The organism is Acinetobacter sp. YH12218 (genome assembly GCF_013417925.1).
GTDB classification, from domain to species: Bacteria; Pseudomonadota; Gammaproteobacteria; order Pseudomonadales; family Moraxellaceae; genus Acinetobacter; species Acinetobacter amyesii.
The window spans coordinates 1-18,349 of the sequence record NZ_VPDB01000060.1; the positions used below are offsets into that span (position 1 = coordinate 1).

Below are 18,349 nucleotides of genomic sequence, written 5' to 3' on the forward strand. Positions count from 1 at the left end.
ATAATCTTTTTCAGATTCAATCAATAATTGAACCGCTCTTTCTCTGATTTCAGGGGTATATTTTAATTTTGTCATCGGGATAGTCTCTCAGAATATTGACTCTCCGACAAACCCGGTACGGTTCAGTAGATCAGCAGGGTAACTATATGGAAAACATCTCTCAAGATGATTGTAAAAAATGGTTATCCGGATATCGCCCTTTTAATTATTTTGCTCAAAAACAACAAGCTGTAGAACGAGTGTCTACGAGTGATTCGGGAAATATAAATTCTGAAACTTCTCCTTTGTAAAAAAAAATCATAAATTTTTCTGTATGTCAAATTTCAATTTTAGCGGTGTGGGTGGGGTGTTTGTATCACTCTTTGCTAACATCGCTTAAAACGCAAATTAGAGCGTTTTAGAAGGGGTTGACTTTTAAGAAAACACCTTTTTAACTATGATTTATATCGTTTTTTGTTACTTTATAAAAAGTTTATTGGATAATTCGATCATTTCTTTTGCTTAATTTTTGATCTATTTATAGAGCGAGTGTCTACGAGTGATCCGCGATTTTGAATTATTCGACTATCCTTTTCCTTGATTACAAGCTCCCGTATGATTATAAACGGGAGTAACAGAGCGTCCGTAGGCGCGAACTGAGGAATATAATGAAACATCATGCTCATAAGGTGTATTTTTTTAAAAATGAAAAAATCCTTGTTTTATATAAAGTATATTTTTTTAAAACCTATTTTTGCATATATGAAAATTTTTTAGATTTTGATCGTGACTTTAATAGTGATGCTTCAAGGTATGTTGATTTTACGTATTTATCAAATCAACAAACTGAAGATTTTTTTTCATCTTTGAATATGGCTAATTATAAAAAAGTTCCACATTTTTATGATAAAGACTGACCACTGGAGACAACAATGGAATTTACAAAAGAAGAATTAGAACAGCTTTGGTCAATACTTGAAGATCATGGCTATACAAGTTCGACTCAGCCTTTTTTTGATAAGATTCAATCAAAGTACAAGTATTGTCACATGTGCGGAAAATTGTTTTCACATGAAGAATATCAAGCACATTATGATTCTGAATTTAACGATGACTGATTTCGTATAATATAGATTATGTTAAATAAAATATTATGAGATGAACCTACTCCTTATTTTGTCCATATTAGAAAATGAATCAGCCCAGTTTATAAATGAACTGGACTGTCTTGTATCGCCTAGACACGATACATGTAAAACATTTATATAACAAAGAACCCATGTGTGCCATCATTCTTTAGCTGATCGACTAAACCGAACTCCCAATCAAGATAAGCTTGCATTGCTTCTCTTGAATTATCGGTACCTTCATAAGGTCGTTTATAACGATCAATCTCTTCTGAAAGTAAATTTAATTCTTGAGATAATGGCAGACCTGTCTGCACCCAAGCAGCATTACCACCTTTTAAGATATATACTTTTTGATTTGATTTGAGTTGAGCTTTAATTTCTGGCACTGCATATTGAGCAAGCAAACTAGAACCACAAGTTACAACAATGGCATCTTTGTTTGTAAATTCTGACTGCTGGATCAGTTTAGGTACATCTGCTTTCAAAACCCATTGTGCATTTGGAATATGCCCTTTTTTGTAGTTAGCTGCAGTAGTGAAATCCCAAATAGCAATATTTTGTGTTGCTGAAAGTTGTTGCAGCTCTTCTGGAGAAATAAATAAGTCAACATCTATCTGTGGTGTAGCAGGTTTCCAGCATCCCGTTTCAGCCAGAAGTTTTACAAAATCATCTTCAAGTACATAAACATCCCAGTTCATTTGTGCTAACCAAGAACCTGTCATATATGCCCGAACAAGTTGATCGTCAACTAAAACAATACAAGCACCACGCACTGCAGCATAATGGTCAGTTTCCTGTACCAACTGACCACCTGCTACCCAACGACTACCAGGTAAATGCCCTGCTGCATATTCCTGCTCAGTACGTACATCAAAAATATAAGTGGTTTTATCTTCTTGTGCCTGTAGATCCTGTAAGTCAGTTAAACTGATTTGCTTTACACCTGCTTGCTTTGCCAATTCTTCAGCATTTTGTTTTGCCTGCTTGTCAATCTGGGTATCAAGAGCTACAAATGAACGTTGCTGACCATGCTCTAGTTGTTGTCCAGCGAGTGTCCAGCCAATCGTTCCATTTCGTAATGCAAAAATTTCATGAGGCAACTTAGCATTAATTAGTGATTGAGTACCAATAATACTGCGAGTACGACCAGCACAATTTACAATAATCTGGGTGTTTTCATCTTTAACCAATGAAGGTGCACGCAGAACCAATTCTGCGCCTGGAACACTCGTCCCAGTTGGGATACTCATAGTCTGATATTCATCAAAACGTCGAGCATCTAAAATGACAATATTTTCTTGAGCATCAATTTTTGCTTTTAGTTCCTCGGCACTAAGAGATGGTGTGCCCTTATGATGCTCTACAAACTCACCAAATGCTTTACTGGCAGAGTTAACATCAATGAATAATTCACCACCATCACGTTGCCATGCTTCTACGCCACCTTCTAAAACTGCAATGTTACTATAACCATACTCGCTAAGTTTTTTATAGGCACGCTCAACACGACCATCGCCATCATCATAAATAACCGTGAGTGTATTTAGACGAGGAATACGGTTATAAATTTCAATTTCGAGACGTGATAAAGATATATTTGTCGCAAATAAGGGGTGATTTTGAGCGAAGATATGCTCTTCCCTTAAATCTACAATAGCAACTTCCTCGCCAGCCAGTAATTTTTCACGGATTTCTTGATAAACGATAGTTTTCATTCTTTTAACATCACTCTTTAAAAATTTGAATAACCAGAAATAAATGGTTTAGCTGTACCGTCTAGTTGATAGGTAAAACGCTCCACTTTGCCTATATTTGCACCATAAATATGGATACTGATTGAGACTTGATCCTCAAAGGCATTGTTAACAGCATGAATATCTCCCGTAGTTGGTGTAAACCAGTCGATATCTCCCACTTCGAGATAATCGCCTTGAGCAACTGGATGTAAACCTGCCTCATCACAGGTATAAGGTGTAGAGACTTCTGCGCCTTCAAGCACACCAATTGCACCCCATACTTCGTGGTTATGAATTGGTGTTTTTTGACCTGGTCCCCAAACAAAGCTGACAATGGAAAAACGCTCTTCAGGATCTAGATACAATAGATATTGTTGATAATATTCTGGATGTGGTTTTTTAAACTCTGGTTCAAGCCAGGTTGAATCCTGGAGGAGCTTTTTAAACCCAGGTGTAAAGCGCTGAATTAAGTTTTGCTCATCCAGTTGTTCTACCAGTCCTTGCTCAATAGCATTAATTACAGGTGCTAAAGCATTCAGATATTTAGCCATATTAATTTCCTGCCTGCTTTGTATTAAACTCACGATCAAACAGACCGCTTACATCAATTTTCTGATTTAATAATTGGTGTTTATGATAGAAATCTGCTGTGTCTTGCGAAGTGGCAATTACATCATCAGTAATACTAGTCCATGTGGCATTTTTTCGTTTGAATGCTAATGTGGCTGGTTCTTCTGGAATTCCGGTGATTTTTGCAAGTTCTTTACCAAATGACTGGTAGTTTTTATTTACCCATTCCTGAGATTCTTCAAGCCGGTAGATAAAGTCCTGAATAGCTGTACGCTTCTGCTGATCATTTAAAGCTTGCTCTGTACCGGCAAGGAATGTAAAACCTGAATATAATCCACGTCCATTTTCAATGATTCGAAAACCATCAATGACTTCAGCATAGGCAGTGTATGGATCCCAAACTGCCCATACATCAACATTGCCATTTGCAACAGCAAGTTTGCCATCTGCTGGTGGCAAAAATTTAAAATTTACATCAGAAGCTTTCAAGCCAGCACGTTCTACAGCACGTAATGTAACCAGCTGACCAATCGAGCCCTTATTCGCTGTAATAGTTTTTCCTTTGATATCCTGAATGGATTTAATCGGACTATCTTTAGGCACTAGTAAAGCTACTGCATACGGATCATATCGGTTAACCGCAATTGCGCGTGCATGACCACCATTTGCATTTGCAAAGATGAATGGTGCATCTCCAAGATAACCAATATCAATCGCGGTAGCGTTTAATGCTTCGGCAACTGGAGCTGCTGCCGGGAATTCATACCATGAAATTTTATAATCGATACCATCTAGAAGTTTTGATGCCTCTAGCTGGGCACGCATATTTCCTTTTTGATCACCAATTTTGAGTTCAATTTGTGCTGAATTTTTAAGTTTAGTCACTTCTTTTGTATTTTCAGCTTGATTAACCTGTTTATCACAAGCAGTTAAACTTATTGAAACAGCACTAATAATGCCAACTAATATTTTTTTCATTTCAATCACACTTTTTAATATTTTGTCAGCAAAGCCTAGGCAATCTTGTTTAATTTATCCAGTTCGGCTGTTTTATAACGGATGCTTGGTAGTAGTTCTTTGCCGTATTCAATGACATCATTTAATGGGTCAAAACCACGAATCAATACGCTGTTAATACCTAGCTTATAATATTCTGCAATAGATTCTGCTACTTGCTCTGGTGTACCTACTAAAGCTGTAGAGTTATGGTTGCCATGTACTAAGGTAGAAATGCCAGTCCATAAATTAGTGTCATGCACTTCTTGTGATGCCAACTCCACTAAACGCTGGGCTCCTACACTTTGAGCACTTTGTTTATCTTTGCGCAGACCGCGGTTTTCAATTTGCTCTCGAGTCAGACTGTAAATATCCTGTACCTTTTCCCAAGCCTGTGTTTCGGTATCTGCAATAATTGGGCGGAAAGAGATATTAAAATCCAGTGGATTTTTACGTTCAAAATTTACTTCATTTGCTCGAATATTTTTTATAAGCTCTTCAGCACCAGCTAAAGGCTCACCCCAAAGTGCAAATACATCTGCATGTTCAGCAGCTACATTTAATGCTTCTTGAGAAGAACCTCCGAAATATACTGGCAAATGAGATTGATAAGGTTTGATTTCTGAGAAACCATCTTTGACTTGATAGTATTTACCACTGTACTGGAAGGGGTTATCGCTGTACCAGGAAAGCTTAGCGATGTCTAAAAATTCTTTTGTACGGGCATATCGTTCGGCTTTAGTTAAGAAATCACCATCACGCTGCTGTTCTGGATCACTTCCCCCGGTAATAACATGAATTGCTAAACGACCTTTAAGTAAATGATCTAGAGTTGCATACTTACGTGCAGCTAAAGTTGGCGCTATAAAACCTGGACGATGTGCTAATAAAAACTTTAATTTCGAAGTATTTGCACCTGCATGAGCCGCCACAATAAAGCCATCGGGCTGATCTGACCATTGACCAATCAATACCCGATCAAATCCAGCATCCTCATGGGCTTTAGCAAAATTTGCAACATAATCTGGATTAAATACTGGGCCTTCTGCTGGGATGGTTTCCGAAGCAAGACGATGGCCAATCATGCCTAAAATTTGAATTGTCATTTCAATTTCCAAAATATTTTTTTGAACTTGAAACAACTGTAATTTAAAAATTAGTATGCGTTAAATAAATATTTATCATAAACTAATATTAATTTTACGCATAAGAATGGTTTTTAGATTACGCTAAATGCAATTTTTGGTTAAAACGTTCCATAATTACATCAAACAATTCAGTTTGTGCATGGCTCAGGTTTTCTCGACGTGCATTGTAAACAATGACATCTAGATTTAGTTCTTCAGTATCTATAATTGATAATTGGTGAAAGTGAGGAGTTTGAAAGATTAATTCCTGTGCCAAGAAACCAGCACCAACTCCCTGTTGTATTAAATCCAACTGGATTCTAGTTCCAGTAACTTCAATTTTTAAATTTAGCTGTTTATACTGTTTTTCTAATTGTTCAGTCAAAAATTCTCTGAATCCACATCCTTTATTATTTAAAATCCAACCTAGATCCTGCAAGTCTTCCCATGTTGAAACACCTGATCTGCTTAAAGATTTTGCTACTACAGGTCTAATATGTAAGGTACCCATAATTTTCAGAGAATAATCTTTTGGAAAAGCATTATGTTCTTTTGCAGTAGAAATCACGCCATCAAGTTCATCGTGAGCTAATTTAGATAATAATTCCTTACCCCACCCTGTACTAATTTCAATTTTTGCAGAGGGAAAATCTTTTTGGAGGTCTTGTATCATTCCAAAAATACCAGACTCTGACAGGCTATTTGGAATTCCTATCCTAAGATGTGTTGAATCTGCACTTTGTAAAGCAATGATCTGCTTCAATCTATTGAACTCTTGCTCGATAATACAGCATTGTTCATATATTTCTCGTCCTTTTGCGGTTAACTTTAAAGGGCGAGTATTTCGGTCAAAAAGTTGAACTGAACAGGCTTGTTCTAGACTCTGGATGCGACGTGTAACTGCAGGTTGTGTGATACCTAATTGTTGAGCAGTAAGACTCGTGGATTGCAATTTAACAAAAGCAATAAAAGCATGGATGTCTTCAATCTTCATTAAAAATTTAACCTCGGCATAATCGCTCTGCACAGCTGTCTGCTTGAAATCTAATTTGATATTTGAATAGCTCATACCATACTGGCTATCAAATTTATTTAAAAATTCAGGAGCTTATTCTATGTGAATTTAATATGCATTATTTAGAAAGATCAGTATTCTCTTCATTCATACAAAGGAAATTTTCTAACAAAAAATACTCAATTAAGGGTTTCTAGTTTTTAACAGAACGAATCAACTCCTATTCACCTAAATTGAGTATCTAAAGTAGATGTTGCAAGTGACTATCTTACAAATTAACTTTGAATATTTAGACTAAATTATAACAAAAGATATTAAAAAACAAATTCTTAGCTATAAATTGATCTATATTCATTTTTCGCGAATTCTAGATTCCCTCTAATTTAAAGCGAAGTGAATATAATTCATATGAAAAGATAAAATTCAGAATAAGCTATGTTTTGTTTATAAAAGAATAAAAGTAACGTTATTATCTCAATCAATAAATTACAGAAATGTTTTTAATAAATATTACTAACACACTGATATAATTAACAAATTCTATACTGAAGCATAATTTTATTAGAATTATTGATATAAATCTTCTGTAAAGGGTGGAGAATAGATCAATCTTAAATTTAGTATTCATTATTTTTATATAATTTTATTAAAAATATTTATTTTAAACATATTAAATTCTAATTTATGTTGAGCTGCATAGGACTACTGCATCAGTGATGCTGAGCTAAACATAGAGAATAAATGATGATACAACTACAGGATCTTAAGAAAACATTTATCCAAAAGGATGGTCAATTCACGGCTGTTTCCGATGTTAGTCTAAATATTCATCAAGGTGATGTATTTGGCATTATCGGTTTTAGTGGTGCAGGAAAATCAACATTATTGCGCATGATTAACCTGCTAGAACGTCCCAATACTGGTGATATTAAAATAGAAGGTGTTTCCCTTTTACGATTATCAAAAAAGCAATTACTCGAACAGCGTAAATCCATTGGTATGATTTTTCAGCATTTTAACTTGCTGACCAACCGCACTGCTCTAGAAAATATTGAGTTGCCGTTAGAATTTTCAGGTGTGCCAAAAGCAAAACGTCATAAACGTGCTTTAGAATGCCTGGAAATTGTTGATTTATTAGATAAAAAAGATGCTTATCCAAGTCAACTTAGCGGTGGACAGAAACAGCGTATTGCAATTGCCCGCGCCATTGTGACCCAGCCCAAAATTCTGCTCTGCGATGAGCCAACTTCTGCTGTCGATCCACAAACTAAAGAATCGATTCTGCATTACCTGTCAAAGATCAATAAACAGTTTGGTATCACGATAGTGATCGTGACTCATGAAATGCAACTAGTACACAAAATCTGTAACCGTGTGGCGGTAATGGAACAAGGCCAAGTCATTGAAGAGTTTGACCTCAATCAGCCAATCCAGCAACCAGTTAAATCTATTATTTCAAAATTATTGCTCAATGATGTCAGTACCAGTTTAAAAGAGGCTTCCTAATATGTACGAAAAAGTAATTGGTATTTGGCCTGAAATTCAAACAGCACTTGGCGAAACCTTTTATATGCTGTCTGTCACGATTCTACTTGGCATTATTTTTGGTGGAATAGTAGGCACTGCCCTGTATTTAACTCGTGATGGCTCAATTTCTAGCAATAAGTTGGTAAATGGAGTTTTAAATGCTGTGGTGAACTTCATACGTTCTTTCCCTTTTTTAATTCTCGCTATTTCCATCGTGCCCTTAACACGCTTAATTGTGGGAACTTCAATTGGTACAACAGCCGCCATTGTTCCTATGACAATTAGTTGTATTCCATATTTTGCCCGTTTTGTTGAGGCAGCTTTGCTAGAAGTCAACCGTGGGGTAATTGAAGCAGCGGAAGCAATGGGCGCAACTAAATTTCAAATTGTACATAAAGTACTGTTTTCAGAAGCACGTGCAGCAATTGTTAACTCAATCACTATCGTGACAGTAAGTTATTTTTCCTATTCCACGATTGTTGGCATCGTTGGTGGTGGTGGTATCGGTGACTTTGCTATTCGTTATGGTTTTCACCGCTTTGAAACCGACATTCTGATTGTAACTGTACTCATCATTATCTTTATTGTTCAAGTAATTCAATTTACCGGGAACTATTTTGTTAAACGTTTAGATAAGCGTATTTAAAGAATCAAATTCAACATGACCTTACAGTGGAATAACTTTTAAGAAGGTCACTTGGAAAAAATGAATTACACATATTAGGAAAAGTTTTTATGAATATTAAAGTTCAGGAGGTAGAGAATAGTGTACGTCCCTATCATGAACGCAAAGAGTTTCTTGCACTAATTGAAACTATTAAAGCTGATTTGGCTATTCGTGATGCAAATGGCGAACAGCCACCAGCACAGATTATTCAATACTTAAAATCTCAGAAAATCGGTGCATTGCGTTTACCCAAACAATATGGAGGGCAAGCACTAAGTATTGAAGAGTTATTTGCTGTAATTATTGAATTAGGTCGTGTTGATTCTGATGTTGCTCATATTTTCCACTCACATTTTAACTTTACAGAAGAAGTAATAAGGCATCCTGATCCAGCTTATCGCGAGAAATGGTTCAAGCGTATAGCTAGTGGAAAAATTATCAGCAATGCACTTGCAGAACCATCATCAAATAATGTCGGTAGTGGTAAGGTAAATACAAAAATTCTTAATGAAAATGGTCAATTATTTTTAGACGGTAAAAAGTATTTTACTACCGGTACTTTGTATGCAGATTATGTATTGGTATTCGCACAAAGTCATCTAGGTACTTTATGTCATGTTGTTGTACCGACTAATCGAGAAGGTGTAGAAATTTTTGATGATTGGATCGGGATTGGACAACGAAATACTGCTAGTGGGACTACGGTATTTAATCATGTAATCATATCTGAGGATGAGATCCGTTGGCCGAAACCCCATGGTTTAATTAATAAACCATTCGCACAACTGTATATTCAAGCGATCATTGCTGGTCAAACAAAAGCTGTAGAAGATCGCACTGCAGTACTGCTTGCTAATCGAGGTCGAACTTTTAATTATGGGAATGCTGAACAAGCTCGTGATGAGCCCCTCTTTCTTGAAAAAGCAGGAGAAATATCATCAATTGCTTTTATTGTAGAACAAGCAGTATTACGAGCGGCGCGCTCACTAGACCAGATTATTCAGCATTTAAATCAGCCGACTTATGATGATTTTTTGCAGAAAGCTGCTATAGAAACTGCAAAAGTAAAAGTTTCAATTGATCCATTAGCACTCAAAGCAGCCAATTTAATGTTTGAAGTCATTGGGGCATCTGCTATGGGGCACGAGACATTGAATGATCGACATTGGCGCAATATTCGTACCTTATCTACCCACAATCCAGTTAGCCTCAAGGCAAAGGTATTGGGAGATATTCTAGTGAATAAACGCACTGTACCCAATACTAGTTATTTCTAATCTAACCATATATTTAACCATTCTCAATATTTGAATGTAATTCTAAAAAGTAGCGCTAATAGCGCTTTAGGGGCTATTTATTTATGAAACTTAAATCTTTATTAACTGCTGTTCTTACAGCATCAATTGGTTTTGGATTAACAGGCTGCTCTAAACAGGAAAAAACAGTTTCTAGTGAAAGTAGTGAAACAAAAGTAGTTACCTTACTTACACGTGATAACCCTCCATATCCACAAGTTGCTGAATATGTAAGGGATAAAGTCAAAAAACAAAATATTGAACTGAAAATTAAATATGCTAATGATGGCCTGATTCCAAATAAATCTGTGGCAGAAAATGAAGCAGATTTAAACTATTTTCAGCATAAGTATTATATGCAGTCAGCAAAAGAATTGAATAATTGGGATTTAATAGCAATTGCCTCTACTTTTAATGGAATGTTCGGGGCATATTCCCCTAAATATAAAAATATCAATGATCTTCCAGATAAGGCTAAAATCGTAATTCCATCAGATCCTTCAAATGGTGGACGTGCATTAAATCTATTGGCACGAGCAAAATTGATCGAGTTAAAACCTAATACTGGTGCAAAAACAAGTTTAAAAGATATTACAGCCAATCCAAAGAACTTACAGTTTTTAGAAGTTGAACATGCTTTAGTACCAGTTAGCTTTAAAGATTCAGATTTAGCAATTATGGCTGGTGCATATACTATTCATGCTGACTTATTGCCAAAACGTGATTCAATTTATCTTGAACAAGATAATCAAGAATACGATAGCGTTCTCGTATCCAATAGCAAAGCATCTCAAAAACCTGAAGTACAACTTGTTAAAGATGCTTTTATTACAGACGATACGCGTGAATTTGTTTTAAAAAATTATGCCGAAACGGTTACCTGGCCAAAACGATAAAACTGTTTCATAACTTTATAGGTTGTCTCAGACCTCTACGTTGACATAGTGGAGGTTTGGGAATTTTTCATTTTTAACTCTAAAAAAAACATCGAATTCATCAAGTTCATGAACTGGAAAAATTTAAATATTAAAACTATATAGACAAATTATTGATTTTATTAATTTTTAAATGATGTTTTTCTATGAATTCGACTTTAGGTGAACATAAGTTAAATAATATATCTAAGATGGTTCCCTCAATAAATTGGCCGTTGATGCAACTTCACAGAAGATATTCACAACAATATTAATCTCTTCAAGAGTATCTTAATTTACATAATATCTATTATGCCAACATTATTTGTAACTCAAAAATAGAAATGTCCGGTTTCTCCAAAGGGCTTTGTTGCATAAATATGTAAGCATCTGATTTAAATAAATTTAATTTTGGATCAAAAAAATAATCAAAACTTTTAAAATCATATAGTTATGAAATCTTTGTGCAACAAAGCCCCCACAAATTAATCACTAAACTCTCATCAGCCAATGAACCCACACGGCGATCTTGCTCTTTGTGATTAAAGTTTGGCGATACCATTCTAAACCCGGATGTCATCTCTGGATCATCTTCAATATCCTCAAACAAGTTGCCGCAATCTGAATTAAATTGTTTAAATACAGGGTAAATAACTTCACCATTCTGTTTATGTACAGACATTGCAAACCTATGAAACATTACCATGTCATCTATGCGCTGCATGGCCTGCGTTTTTAATGACATACGTTCCATGACGCATTCACCTACAGGATAACGACGTACTTCCCTGAGCATTAACCTTACATTGCTATTAGTTTCACAAAATTGCTCCATTTCCAAAAGAATTTTCGGTTGATCCATTACTTTACCTTTCTTTTATTTCTCGCACTTACACAGCGCACTTCCTCTCAAGTCAATTTAAATTATGCACCAACCCTGCAAATAGGCTCAAGAGCTTAAAATCTCTTACAAATATAATTTAAAAACACCCATAAAATACTGCTTAAGTCGGTTAATCGGTATATAATGACCGTATTGAGGAGATTTTTCATGAAAAGAGCAGCAAGTGATTTTATGCTTGAGGGTGTTGAAGATCTGTTAGTTCAGATCGGGAGTAACATTAAAACAGCACGCATGAACCGGAATATGACTATTAGCGAATTGGCTAACCGTGTGCATGTGGATGAAAAGACAATCTCACGACTTGAAAGCGGCAAACCCAGCTCTAACCTAAAAAATCTTATTTCCATTCTCGTTGTATTTGGCTTGGAAGACAGTTTGCTTAGTATTGCGAACCCACAAAATGACGAAGTTGGAAAAGCACTCGCTACCAAAAAAGTTCGAGTCCGCGCTAATAATAAATCAGAGGATATGAGTGATGACTTCTAAAAACCTATCCATGCAAGAAGAAATTAAGAGCTGCTACATTTTTTTGGATACAGGCGATACGCCGCAAGTTGTTGCTCAATATGCGCTCAAAGATTCAATCTATAATTTTATTTATGGTAAGAGCTATTTGGATCTCAATAACTCATTTGAGCTTGATCCAATTAACCTACCATTTATTACACCCAACACGGCGTACACCACTGCAGCTAAAGATGGCTTTGGCGTACTTGCAGATGCTACGCCCGACAATTGGGGTCGTAAGCTTACGTTAACCCAGCACACTCGCGTACCACTCAATCAAATTGAATGGCTTATTGCGGCACGTGGTAATGCAGTTGGGTGCTTAGTGGCGAGTTTGTCTTCTAAAGCGGTCAAAACCGTTGGCAAAGAATCCTTTGTTAAATTCTCTGACTTACAGGCTTACTTAAAATTATCTAAAGCAGTTGATCAGCACCAAGACCCGAACATGATCAGCATGATGACCGATAATTATTTATCAAAACTCATTCACCATGGGTCATCAATGGGGGGTGCGCGACCTAAAGTGGTCGTACAGCACAAAGGCATTGAGTGGATTGCGAAATTCAATAAATCCGATGACCTCTTTGATAATGCAAAAGTTGAATATTCATCAATGAAGATGGCGCAAGCTTTAGGTTTGAATGTCAGCAATGTCGAGCTTGAAGAAGTTGAAGGCAACCCTATTTTGCTTGTTGAGCGCTTTGATCGTAACTGCCCTGAGCGAAAGAAACACTACATCAGCGCACACAGCCTTATGAACATCCGTAAAGTGCGCGTAGACGACTTAAAGATGTCTTATATGCATTTGTCTAAGATCTGCAGTCAAATTTGCCATGACGCAATCAGCAATCAATTAGAGCTATATAAGCGCATGGTCTTGAATGTGATGATCAGTAATACAGATGATCATTTAAAAAACCATGGCTTCTTAATGCATGACATGAAAAATCATCATTATTCACTCAGCCCTCTATTTGATGTTCTACCGCACGGATCTCGCGCATCTTACCCAAAAGAACATGCGATCGCCGTGGGAGAAGAAGGCCGAATCGGAACGGCGCAAAATCTATTGAGTCGCTGCAATGCCTTTGGGTTAACCGAGTTTCAGGCAAAAGAGATCATAAAGAATGTTCGAGATGTACTTGAGTCAAGAGATGAATTCTTTAAGGATGCTGAAATGAGCGACTACCAAATGAGACAACTGGACCATTACTACAATCTAGGCAACTAAAAAACCGCCCATTTGAACTGAACCCCAAATCTTAGACAGTTTAGTTAACAACAGGATTGAGTTCTGAATTGAACAGGGCTCAATCCTTTTAAATTTAGTTGTATTCTTTCATGATTATAATGGCTTTGTTGCACAAAGATGTAAAAATTAAGATTGCCCATATCTACTCAAATTTAAGGCATAACTTGGGTATGTGGTTGACCTAACTCGGTAAATTTATTTAACACGGCTACACGTGCATGGATCTCATTGACTTGGCTATTAAAGTTCCTTGCACTGAGTTTATCGCCTAATAATTTGATGCAGTGCATCTTGGTTTCCACCAAACTTCGGCGATGATAGCCTGACCATTTTTTCCATAGTATTCTGCCAAACCGTTTAACAGTACGAAGTAATTCATTTCGTTCTAGCGAGCTGACCTTTGTATCTTTCCAAGGTTTCGCATTTTTTCTTGGAGGAATCACCGCATGCGCTTGCCGATCTGCAATGACCTGACGACATTGTTTGGTGTCATAAGCGCCATCCGTATAAACAGAGTCAATCTGCTCATCTAAGGAAATTTGATCGAGTAAATCACCAAGTACCTGTGAATCACTTACATTGTTAGTTGTAAGCTGAACTGCACGTATTTGGAGAGTTTTAGCATCTATACCAATATGTAATTTACGCCATTGACGACGATATTCAGACTGATGTTTCTTCCTTTTCCATTCACCTTCACCTAAAAACTTTAGACCGGTAGAGTCCACCAGCAAGTTAAGCCCACCACTGCTTTTTTGATAACTAATCGCAATATCAATATGTTTTTGTCTTCTGCAAAGCGTACTGTAATCTGGTGCTGTCCAATTTAATCCACAGAATTTAATCAGACTTTGAACAAAACCTGTGACCATACGTAAAAAAAGGCGAAATAAAGATTTAATCATTAGACAGCATTGGATGGCTGTGTCGGAATAAGTTTGATTTCGTCCATGCTTGCCTTTTGGCTGCGCATACCATTGAGTCTTAGTGTCAAACCAAATTGAAATATTTCCTCGATTTATTAATGCTCGATTATAAGAAGACCAATTGGTGGTACGATAAATTTTAGGTGCAGGCTTGTTCATTTGGAAATTATATTGTGGAATAAGCCCTTAACGATAGGTTTGTGCAACAAAGCCAATTTAGCAATACGACAAGTTATGACGTTTAAAATGATTGCTTATAGTGCAAATTAAATGATTCTAAATCAGAGTAGGAAATTTAATATATATCTACTATAATAAATAAATATAGCCAAAATAGAAAATAATATTTTATTTTAATACATATATGAATCAATATTGCACACTTCAAATTTTTCAAAATAACGAATGGCAAGATTGCGCTATCGTTGAATTAATTGCTAATCAAGAGCAGGGCTGGAGAGCATCTACACGAACGTCATACTTATTTGAATATGCTATTGAACATATGGATTTAAGGGATGGTCATGCTCTATCATTCCAATTTCCAGTCAATGTACAAAACAACTTAGAAAACCAATGGCCAGCATTTCTCATGGACTTGCTACCTCAAGGTTATGGGCGAAAGGAGCTTTTAAATCAGCTGGGTTTTTCAATTAATGCAGAAGAACAAGCTGATTGGCCCCTACTGAAATCTGGGGCAGGTAATCCTATTGGTAATCTACGAATTAAAGAAGCTTATGACTGGCTTCAAGATCATTTTCCGACAGTGAAACCTCGTGGATTTAGCCTAAGCGAAATAATTGAAAGGAAAGAAGATTTCATTGAGTCACTTGCATCATATGGCTTATTTGTTGCTGGTTCTTCAGGTGTTCAAGGTGAATGGCCTAAACTATTACTAACACAAGGATATGATGGTCTGTTTTATTTAGATCACAGTCTTCCAGATGAACTAGCAGCAAAGCATTGGCTAGTTAAATTTAGTCGTGGAAATGATCAAAAACTGGAAAAAATACTGTTACATGAAGCAATTTACATGAAAATAGCTCGGTATTTAGGTCTAAGAGTGTTCAAGGACTTGGAACTTCACCAGAGAACGCTATTTATTCCACGTTTTGATCGCCAAATTATCAATGGTAAAGTCGAAAGAGTTGCACAAGAAAGCCTAGCCTCTTTAAGTGGTAAAGCTGGCTTCGGCGTTAAAATGACACATAATCAAATCTGTACATTGATCATGGAATGTTGCTCATCACCAAAAGCTGAAATTTTTGAATATTTGAAACGAGATATTGCTAATGTTGCATTAGGAAATAAAGATAATCATACCCGTAATACCGCAATTCAACGTTTAAATGACGGCACAATTCAATTAACACCCCTCTTCGATTTTGCACCAATGTGGCTTCATCCTGACGGAATTGCACGTACTACACGTTGGGAAAAAGATGACCATGGAGGAATGCCTATATGGGGATCTGTCATAACGCAAATAGAAGAATGTACAGGAATAGATTCAACTGAAATTAAACATACAATGATTCAACAATTGCCACTGTATGAAAATTTGCTCGATGAAATGAAAAAAATAAATATAGATGATGAGATTCTACAAAATAGTCATCATCGTATATTGAATATATGCCAACAGATTCAGGAGCTTTCTAATGGATAAACGTTATAAGCCTATGACGGCAATCGAGCAAATGAATAAACGCTTACAAGTCTTAGAAAATATAAATAACAATCCTGAGTGGCAAATTTACCAGATTGCATCATACATTAGAAAAGAACTACATTTAACATTAAATGAAATGAGTAAAATTACTAAAATAGCACCACAGACTTTACAGAAAATGGAGCAACCTGATAGTAATCCAACATTAGATTCTATAAATAAGTTGTTAAATGCATTTGGTTTAAAATTTATTATTAAATCAAAATAGTTTAATTTAAATTACCTATAAACTAGATTTTGATTTATTTTCTAAATAGTCACCCCACCACTGCATCATATCAGCTCTTTGTTGAATATAATCTGCATGGTTATAACTAGCACGTGTTTTATTCTTATCTACATGTGAAAGCTGAGCCTCAATCCAACTATCTTGAAATAAGCCAGAATCATTTAAAATAGTACTGAATGTTGATCTTAAACCGTGTGAGGATAGCTCATTTGTTTTGTATCCCATCTTACGAATGGCTGAATTTATTGTGTTAAAATGCAATGGCTTATCTTTAATTTTTGGGCTGGAAAAAACATAACGATCGCCTTGTGACCACTCTAGTGCAGATCTAACAATGCTCACCGCTTGCGATGATAACGGGACTAAAAAATCTGGAATATCATAACCTGCTATCACTTTTCGACGATATTGCTTGATATGTAAAGCAGGTATTTTCCAAATTTTGTTGTCAAAATCAAAATGATGAGGTTCTGCAGACAATAACTCTGCCCCTCTGACTCCAGTATATAATTTAAATAGGATTGCTTTTTTTATAATCGGATCTGTATTTAGTTGAGTTATTCTAAGAATAAAATTAGAAATTTCTTCATCTTTTAAATAGGGATAATTTTTCTTTAATTTCCCTTTCAATAATATTTTATTGAGACCATAAGCTTGATTATAATCACAGTATCCCATTGCAACTGCAAAATCATAGATTTGATTTAAATAGCTATACGCTTTTTTTACAGGTTCCTTAACTCCCCTATTTTCAATCTGCTTAATTACCTTAACTAAATCAGTTCTTTTAATTTTGCTAAAATCTATATCACCAATAACGGGATAAATGTCATTTATTAAACATGCATTCGCCAATTGGATTACACCACCACGTGGTTGATCTTTAAATGAATTATTTGTTTTAAACTCTAACCATTCTTCACAAACAACTTTAAAAGTTTGAATTTTCTCCTGAACTAAATTTTGTGTAGAAAATTTAGTTGCCTTATAGGAGTCTCTGGCCACTCTAGCCTCTTTGAGATTCATCTCAGGATATGTACCTAGAGTGACTCGTGGTCTTTTACCCGTTTCTGCAACTGAATATCGATAACTCCAAGACTTTTTTCCATTAGGATCGACTTTTAAGCTTAAACCATCATCATCAGCTAAAAAGTAAATTTTTTCTTTTGGATATGACTTTCGTACTTGTGTTTCCGTAAGACTCATAAGTTTTTATAAACCAGCATAATGATCCCCGTTATCTTAATTATATCAAAAATAAGCATTATTATGTGATGCGTATATTACGCATCACATAAATATTTATATATATGTTTTTTATAAATATTTTTGTGATATTCTACATTGTAGTAACCAAAAAAGTAACCACTGTTAAAATCTGTATTAAGCAACAAAAATCAGTGATAGTTAAACACTATTCTGCAATGGGTTTGTTTTACAGACTTAGTAACCGAACCTTAATTATTTGAGGTAATATTTCGGTTCTGTCGCATTAAGTCGATCTTCAGCTACTATTGAATTTTGTAGGAGCTGAATATGTCACTAATCCAAGCTGATCCTAGACAGTATCGTGGACAACAAATCCCTCTAAATTCTTGAAATATTTCTGTTCAAAGGCTTCTGGGCTTAACCAGCCGTTTGCAGAATGTCTTCTGCTTCGATTGTAATAAATCTCAATAGTGCATAATCAATCGCTTGCTGTTTAAATTCAGGACTTGAGATACCGTCTTGGTAGTCAATCAGGTTTTGAGATTATTCGACCAATAAATAATCTCTTTGATAGGCAGTCTGATGTTTTAAAACGCCATAACACAGATGTATAAGCTTGCGCATTGCAGCACCT

20 protein-coding genes and 1 pseudogene are annotated in these 18,349 nt (G+C 35.7%); 11 read left to right on the top strand and 10 right to left on the bottom strand.

The window, feature by feature from the left end; all coding sequences use genetic code 11:
* The first annotated feature begins 146 nt into the window (after positions 1-146).
* The 3 genes from FTV03_RS13795 to FTV03_RS13805 all read left to right on the top strand — a co-directional run bounded on the left by FTV03_RS13795 (position 147) and on the right by FTV03_RS13805 (position 1,097).
* On the top strand, positions 147-290 hold the full coding sequence (locus FTV03_RS13795) for a hypothetical protein (RefSeq protein ID WP_180041791.1): 144 nt from the start codon (positions 147-149) through the stop codon (positions 288-290).
* A gap of 357 nt (positions 291-647) precedes the next feature.
* Positions 648-896, top strand: a complete 249-nt coding sequence (locus FTV03_RS13800; RefSeq protein WP_180041792.1) for a hypothetical protein — start codon at positions 648-650, stop codon at positions 894-896.
* A 15-nt stretch (positions 897-911) separates the two neighbouring features.
* A complete protein-coding gene (locus FTV03_RS13805) occupies positions 912-1,097 on the top strand; it encodes a hypothetical protein (RefSeq protein WP_180041794.1) in 186 nt (61 codons plus the stop codon).
* A 143-nt stretch (positions 1,098-1,240) separates the two neighbouring features.
* Here the strand turns inward: FTV03_RS13805 and FTV03_RS13810 are convergent, their stop codons facing one another.
* The 5 genes from FTV03_RS13810 to FTV03_RS13830 form a co-directional block, all read right to left on the bottom strand.
* Positions 1,241-2,824, bottom strand: coding sequence for a rhodanese-like domain-containing protein (locus tag FTV03_RS13810; RefSeq protein WP_180041796.1), 1,584 nt, complete (start codon positions 2,822-2,824; stop codon positions 1,241-1,243).
* Positions 2,825-2,841: 17 nt separating this feature from the next.
* The gene (locus FTV03_RS13815; protein ID WP_180041798.1) at positions 2,842-3,396 is read right to left on the bottom strand and encodes a cysteine dioxygenase; all 555 of its coding nucleotides are present in this window, start codon (positions 3,394-3,396) and stop codon (positions 2,842-2,844) included.
* Between the two features lies 1 nt (position 3,397).
* Complete coding sequence (locus FTV03_RS13820) at positions 3,398-4,393, bottom strand: ABC transporter substrate-binding protein (protein WP_180041800.1); 996 nt, start codon at positions 4,391-4,393, stop codon at positions 3,398-3,400.
* 35 nt (positions 4,394-4,428) lie between these two features.
* Entirely contained in the window at positions 4,429-5,517 is a 1,089-nt protein-coding gene (locus tag FTV03_RS13825) for an LLM class flavin-dependent oxidoreductase (RefSeq protein WP_180041802.1), read from the bottom strand.
* 118 nt (positions 5,518-5,635) lie between these two features.
* A complete protein-coding gene (locus FTV03_RS13830) occupies positions 5,636-6,607 on the bottom strand; it encodes a LysR family transcriptional regulator (protein ID WP_180041804.1) in 972 nt (323 codons plus the stop codon).
* A gap of 687 nt (positions 6,608-7,294) precedes the next feature.
* Between FTV03_RS13830 and FTV03_RS13835 the strand changes: the two genes are divergently transcribed.
* The 4 genes from FTV03_RS13835 to FTV03_RS13850 all read left to right on the top strand — a co-directional run bounded on the left by FTV03_RS13835 (position 7,295) and on the right by FTV03_RS13850 (position 10,938).
* On the top strand, positions 7,295-8,059 hold the full coding sequence (locus FTV03_RS13835; RefSeq protein ID WP_218950659.1) for a methionine ABC transporter ATP-binding protein: 765 nt from the start codon (positions 7,295-7,297) through the stop codon (positions 8,057-8,059).
* 1 nt (position 8,060) lies between these two features.
* Positions 8,061-8,726 carry a methionine ABC transporter permease gene (locus FTV03_RS13840; protein WP_180011210.1) on the top strand — a complete coding sequence of 222 codons (666 nt, stop codon included), beginning with the start codon at positions 8,061-8,063 and terminating at the stop codon, positions 8,724-8,726.
* 89 nt (positions 8,727-8,815) lie between these two features.
* Entirely contained in the window at positions 8,816-10,024 is a 1,209-nt protein-coding gene (locus FTV03_RS13845; protein ID WP_180041806.1) for an acyl-CoA dehydrogenase family protein, read from the top strand.
* 83 nt (positions 10,025-10,107) lie between these two features.
* A complete protein-coding gene (locus tag FTV03_RS13850; protein WP_180041808.1) occupies positions 10,108-10,938 on the top strand; it encodes a MetQ/NlpA family ABC transporter substrate-binding protein in 831 nt (276 codons plus the stop codon).
* A gap of 469 nt (positions 10,939-11,407) precedes the next feature.
* Here the strand turns inward: FTV03_RS13850 and FTV03_RS13855 are convergent, their stop codons facing one another.
* Positions 11,408-11,818 (bottom strand): hypothetical protein, encoded by a 411-nt coding sequence (locus FTV03_RS13855; protein ID WP_180041810.1) that lies wholly within the window; start codon positions 11,816-11,818, stop codon positions 11,408-11,410.
* A 189-nt stretch (positions 11,819-12,007) separates the two neighbouring features.
* Between FTV03_RS13855 and FTV03_RS13860 the strand changes: the two genes are divergently transcribed.
* A complete protein-coding gene (locus FTV03_RS13860; protein ID WP_111886070.1) occupies positions 12,008-12,346 on the top strand; it encodes a helix-turn-helix domain-containing protein in 339 nt (112 codons plus the stop codon).
* Complete coding sequence (locus FTV03_RS13865; protein WP_257220802.1) at positions 12,336-13,598, top strand: type II toxin-antitoxin system HipA family toxin; 1,263 nt, start codon at positions 12,336-12,338, stop codon at positions 13,596-13,598. Before FTV03_RS13860 ends, FTV03_RS13865 begins: the two co-directional genes overlap by 11 nt.
* Before the next feature lie 44 nt (positions 13,599-13,642).
* Here FTV03_RS13865 and FTV03_RS18215 read toward each other — a convergent pair whose 3' ends face one another.
* Both FTV03_RS18215 and FTV03_RS13875 read right to left on the bottom strand, forming a co-directional pair.
* A complete protein-coding gene (locus FTV03_RS18215) occupies positions 13,643-13,759 on the bottom strand; it encodes an IS3 family transposase (RefSeq protein ID WP_180041812.1) in 117 nt (38 codons plus the stop codon).
* 12 nt (positions 13,760-13,771) lie between these two features.
* Complete coding sequence (locus tag FTV03_RS13875; protein WP_180041813.1) at positions 13,772-14,704, bottom strand: IS5 family transposase; 933 nt, start codon at positions 14,702-14,704, stop codon at positions 13,772-13,774.
* A 205-nt stretch (positions 14,705-14,909) separates the two neighbouring features.
* Between FTV03_RS13875 and FTV03_RS13880 the strand changes: the two genes are divergently transcribed.
* Positions 14,910-16,214 carry a type II toxin-antitoxin system HipA family toxin gene (locus FTV03_RS13880; RefSeq protein ID WP_121523298.1) on the top strand — a complete coding sequence of 435 codons (1,305 nt, stop codon included), beginning with the start codon at positions 14,910-14,912 and terminating at the stop codon, positions 16,212-16,214.
* On the top strand, positions 16,207-16,485 hold the full coding sequence (locus FTV03_RS13885) for a helix-turn-helix domain-containing protein (protein WP_004871362.1): 279 nt from the start codon (positions 16,207-16,209) through the stop codon (positions 16,483-16,485). Before FTV03_RS13880 ends, FTV03_RS13885 begins: the two co-directional genes overlap by 8 nt.
* A gap of 15 nt (positions 16,486-16,500) precedes the next feature.
* On the opposite strand, the gene FTV03_RS13890 is transcribed toward FTV03_RS13885, so the two are convergent.
* Positions 16,501-17,712: an integrase arm-type DNA-binding domain-containing protein gene (locus FTV03_RS13890; protein ID WP_078194291.1), complete on the bottom strand. Its 1,212-nt coding sequence runs from the start codon at positions 17,710-17,712 to the stop codon at positions 16,501-16,503.
* 352 nt (positions 17,713-18,064) lie between these two features.
* Positions 18,065-18,184: pseudogene (locus tag FTV03_RS13895) on the bottom strand (IS3 family transposase); the annotation flags it as partial.
* Positions 18,185-18,349 lie beyond the last annotated feature (165 nt).

Coding starts and splice junctions, on each gene's coding strand:
- FTV03_RS13795 (WP_180041791.1), top strand. CDS start 147: ATGGAAAACATCTCTCAAGATGATTGTAAAAAATGGTTATCCGGATAT.
- FTV03_RS13800 (WP_180041792.1), top strand. CDS start 648: ATGAAACATCATGCTCATAAGGTGTATTTTTTTAAAAATGAAAAAATC.
- FTV03_RS13805 (WP_180041794.1), top strand. CDS start 912: ATGGAATTTACAAAAGAAGAATTAGAACAGCTTTGGTCAATACTTGAA.
- FTV03_RS13810 (WP_180041796.1), bottom strand. CDS start 2,824: ATGAAAACTATCGTTTATCAAGAAATCCGTGAAAAATTACTGGCTGGC.
- FTV03_RS13815 (WP_180041798.1), bottom strand. CDS start 3,396: ATGGCTAAATATCTGAATGCTTTAGCACCTGTAATTAATGCTATTGAG.
- FTV03_RS13820 (WP_180041800.1), bottom strand. CDS start 4,393: ATGAAAAAAATATTAGTTGGCATTATTAGTGCTGTTTCAATAAGTTTA.
- FTV03_RS13825 (WP_180041802.1), bottom strand. CDS start 5,517: ATGACAATTCAAATTTTAGGCATGATTGGCCATCGTCTTGCTTCGGAA.
- FTV03_RS13830 (WP_180041804.1), bottom strand. CDS start 6,607: ATGAGCTATTCAAATATCAAATTAGATTTCAAGCAGACAGCTGTGCAG.
- FTV03_RS13835 (WP_218950659.1), top strand. CDS start 7,295: ATGATGATACAACTACAGGATCTTAAGAAAACATTTATCCAAAAGGAT.
- FTV03_RS13840 (WP_180011210.1), top strand. CDS start 8,061: ATGTACGAAAAAGTAATTGGTATTTGGCCTGAAATTCAAACAGCACTT.
- FTV03_RS13845 (WP_180041806.1), top strand. CDS start 8,816: ATGAATATTAAAGTTCAGGAGGTAGAGAATAGTGTACGTCCCTATCAT.
- FTV03_RS13850 (WP_180041808.1), top strand. CDS start 10,108: ATGAAACTTAAATCTTTATTAACTGCTGTTCTTACAGCATCAATTGGT.
- FTV03_RS13855 (WP_180041810.1), bottom strand. CDS start 11,818: ATGGATCAACCGAAAATTCTTTTGGAAATGGAGCAATTTTGTGAAACT.
- FTV03_RS13860 (WP_111886070.1), top strand. CDS start 12,008: ATGAAAAGAGCAGCAAGTGATTTTATGCTTGAGGGTGTTGAAGATCTG.
- FTV03_RS13865 (WP_257220802.1), top strand. CDS start 12,336: ATGACTTCTAAAAACCTATCCATGCAAGAAGAAATTAAGAGCTGCTAC.
- FTV03_RS18215 (WP_180041812.1), bottom strand. CDS start 13,759: ATGGGCAATCTTAATTTTTACATCTTTGTGCAACAAAGCCATTATAAT.
- FTV03_RS13875 (WP_180041813.1), bottom strand. CDS start 14,704: ATGAACAAGCCTGCACCTAAAATTTATCGTACCACCAATTGGTCTTCT.
- FTV03_RS13880 (WP_121523298.1), top strand. CDS start 14,910: ATGAATCAATATTGCACACTTCAAATTTTTCAAAATAACGAATGGCAA.
- FTV03_RS13885 (WP_004871362.1), top strand. CDS start 16,207: ATGGATAAACGTTATAAGCCTATGACGGCAATCGAGCAAATGAATAAA.
- FTV03_RS13890 (WP_078194291.1), bottom strand. CDS start 17,712: ATGAGTCTTACGGAAACACAAGTACGAAAGTCATATCCAAAAGAAAAA.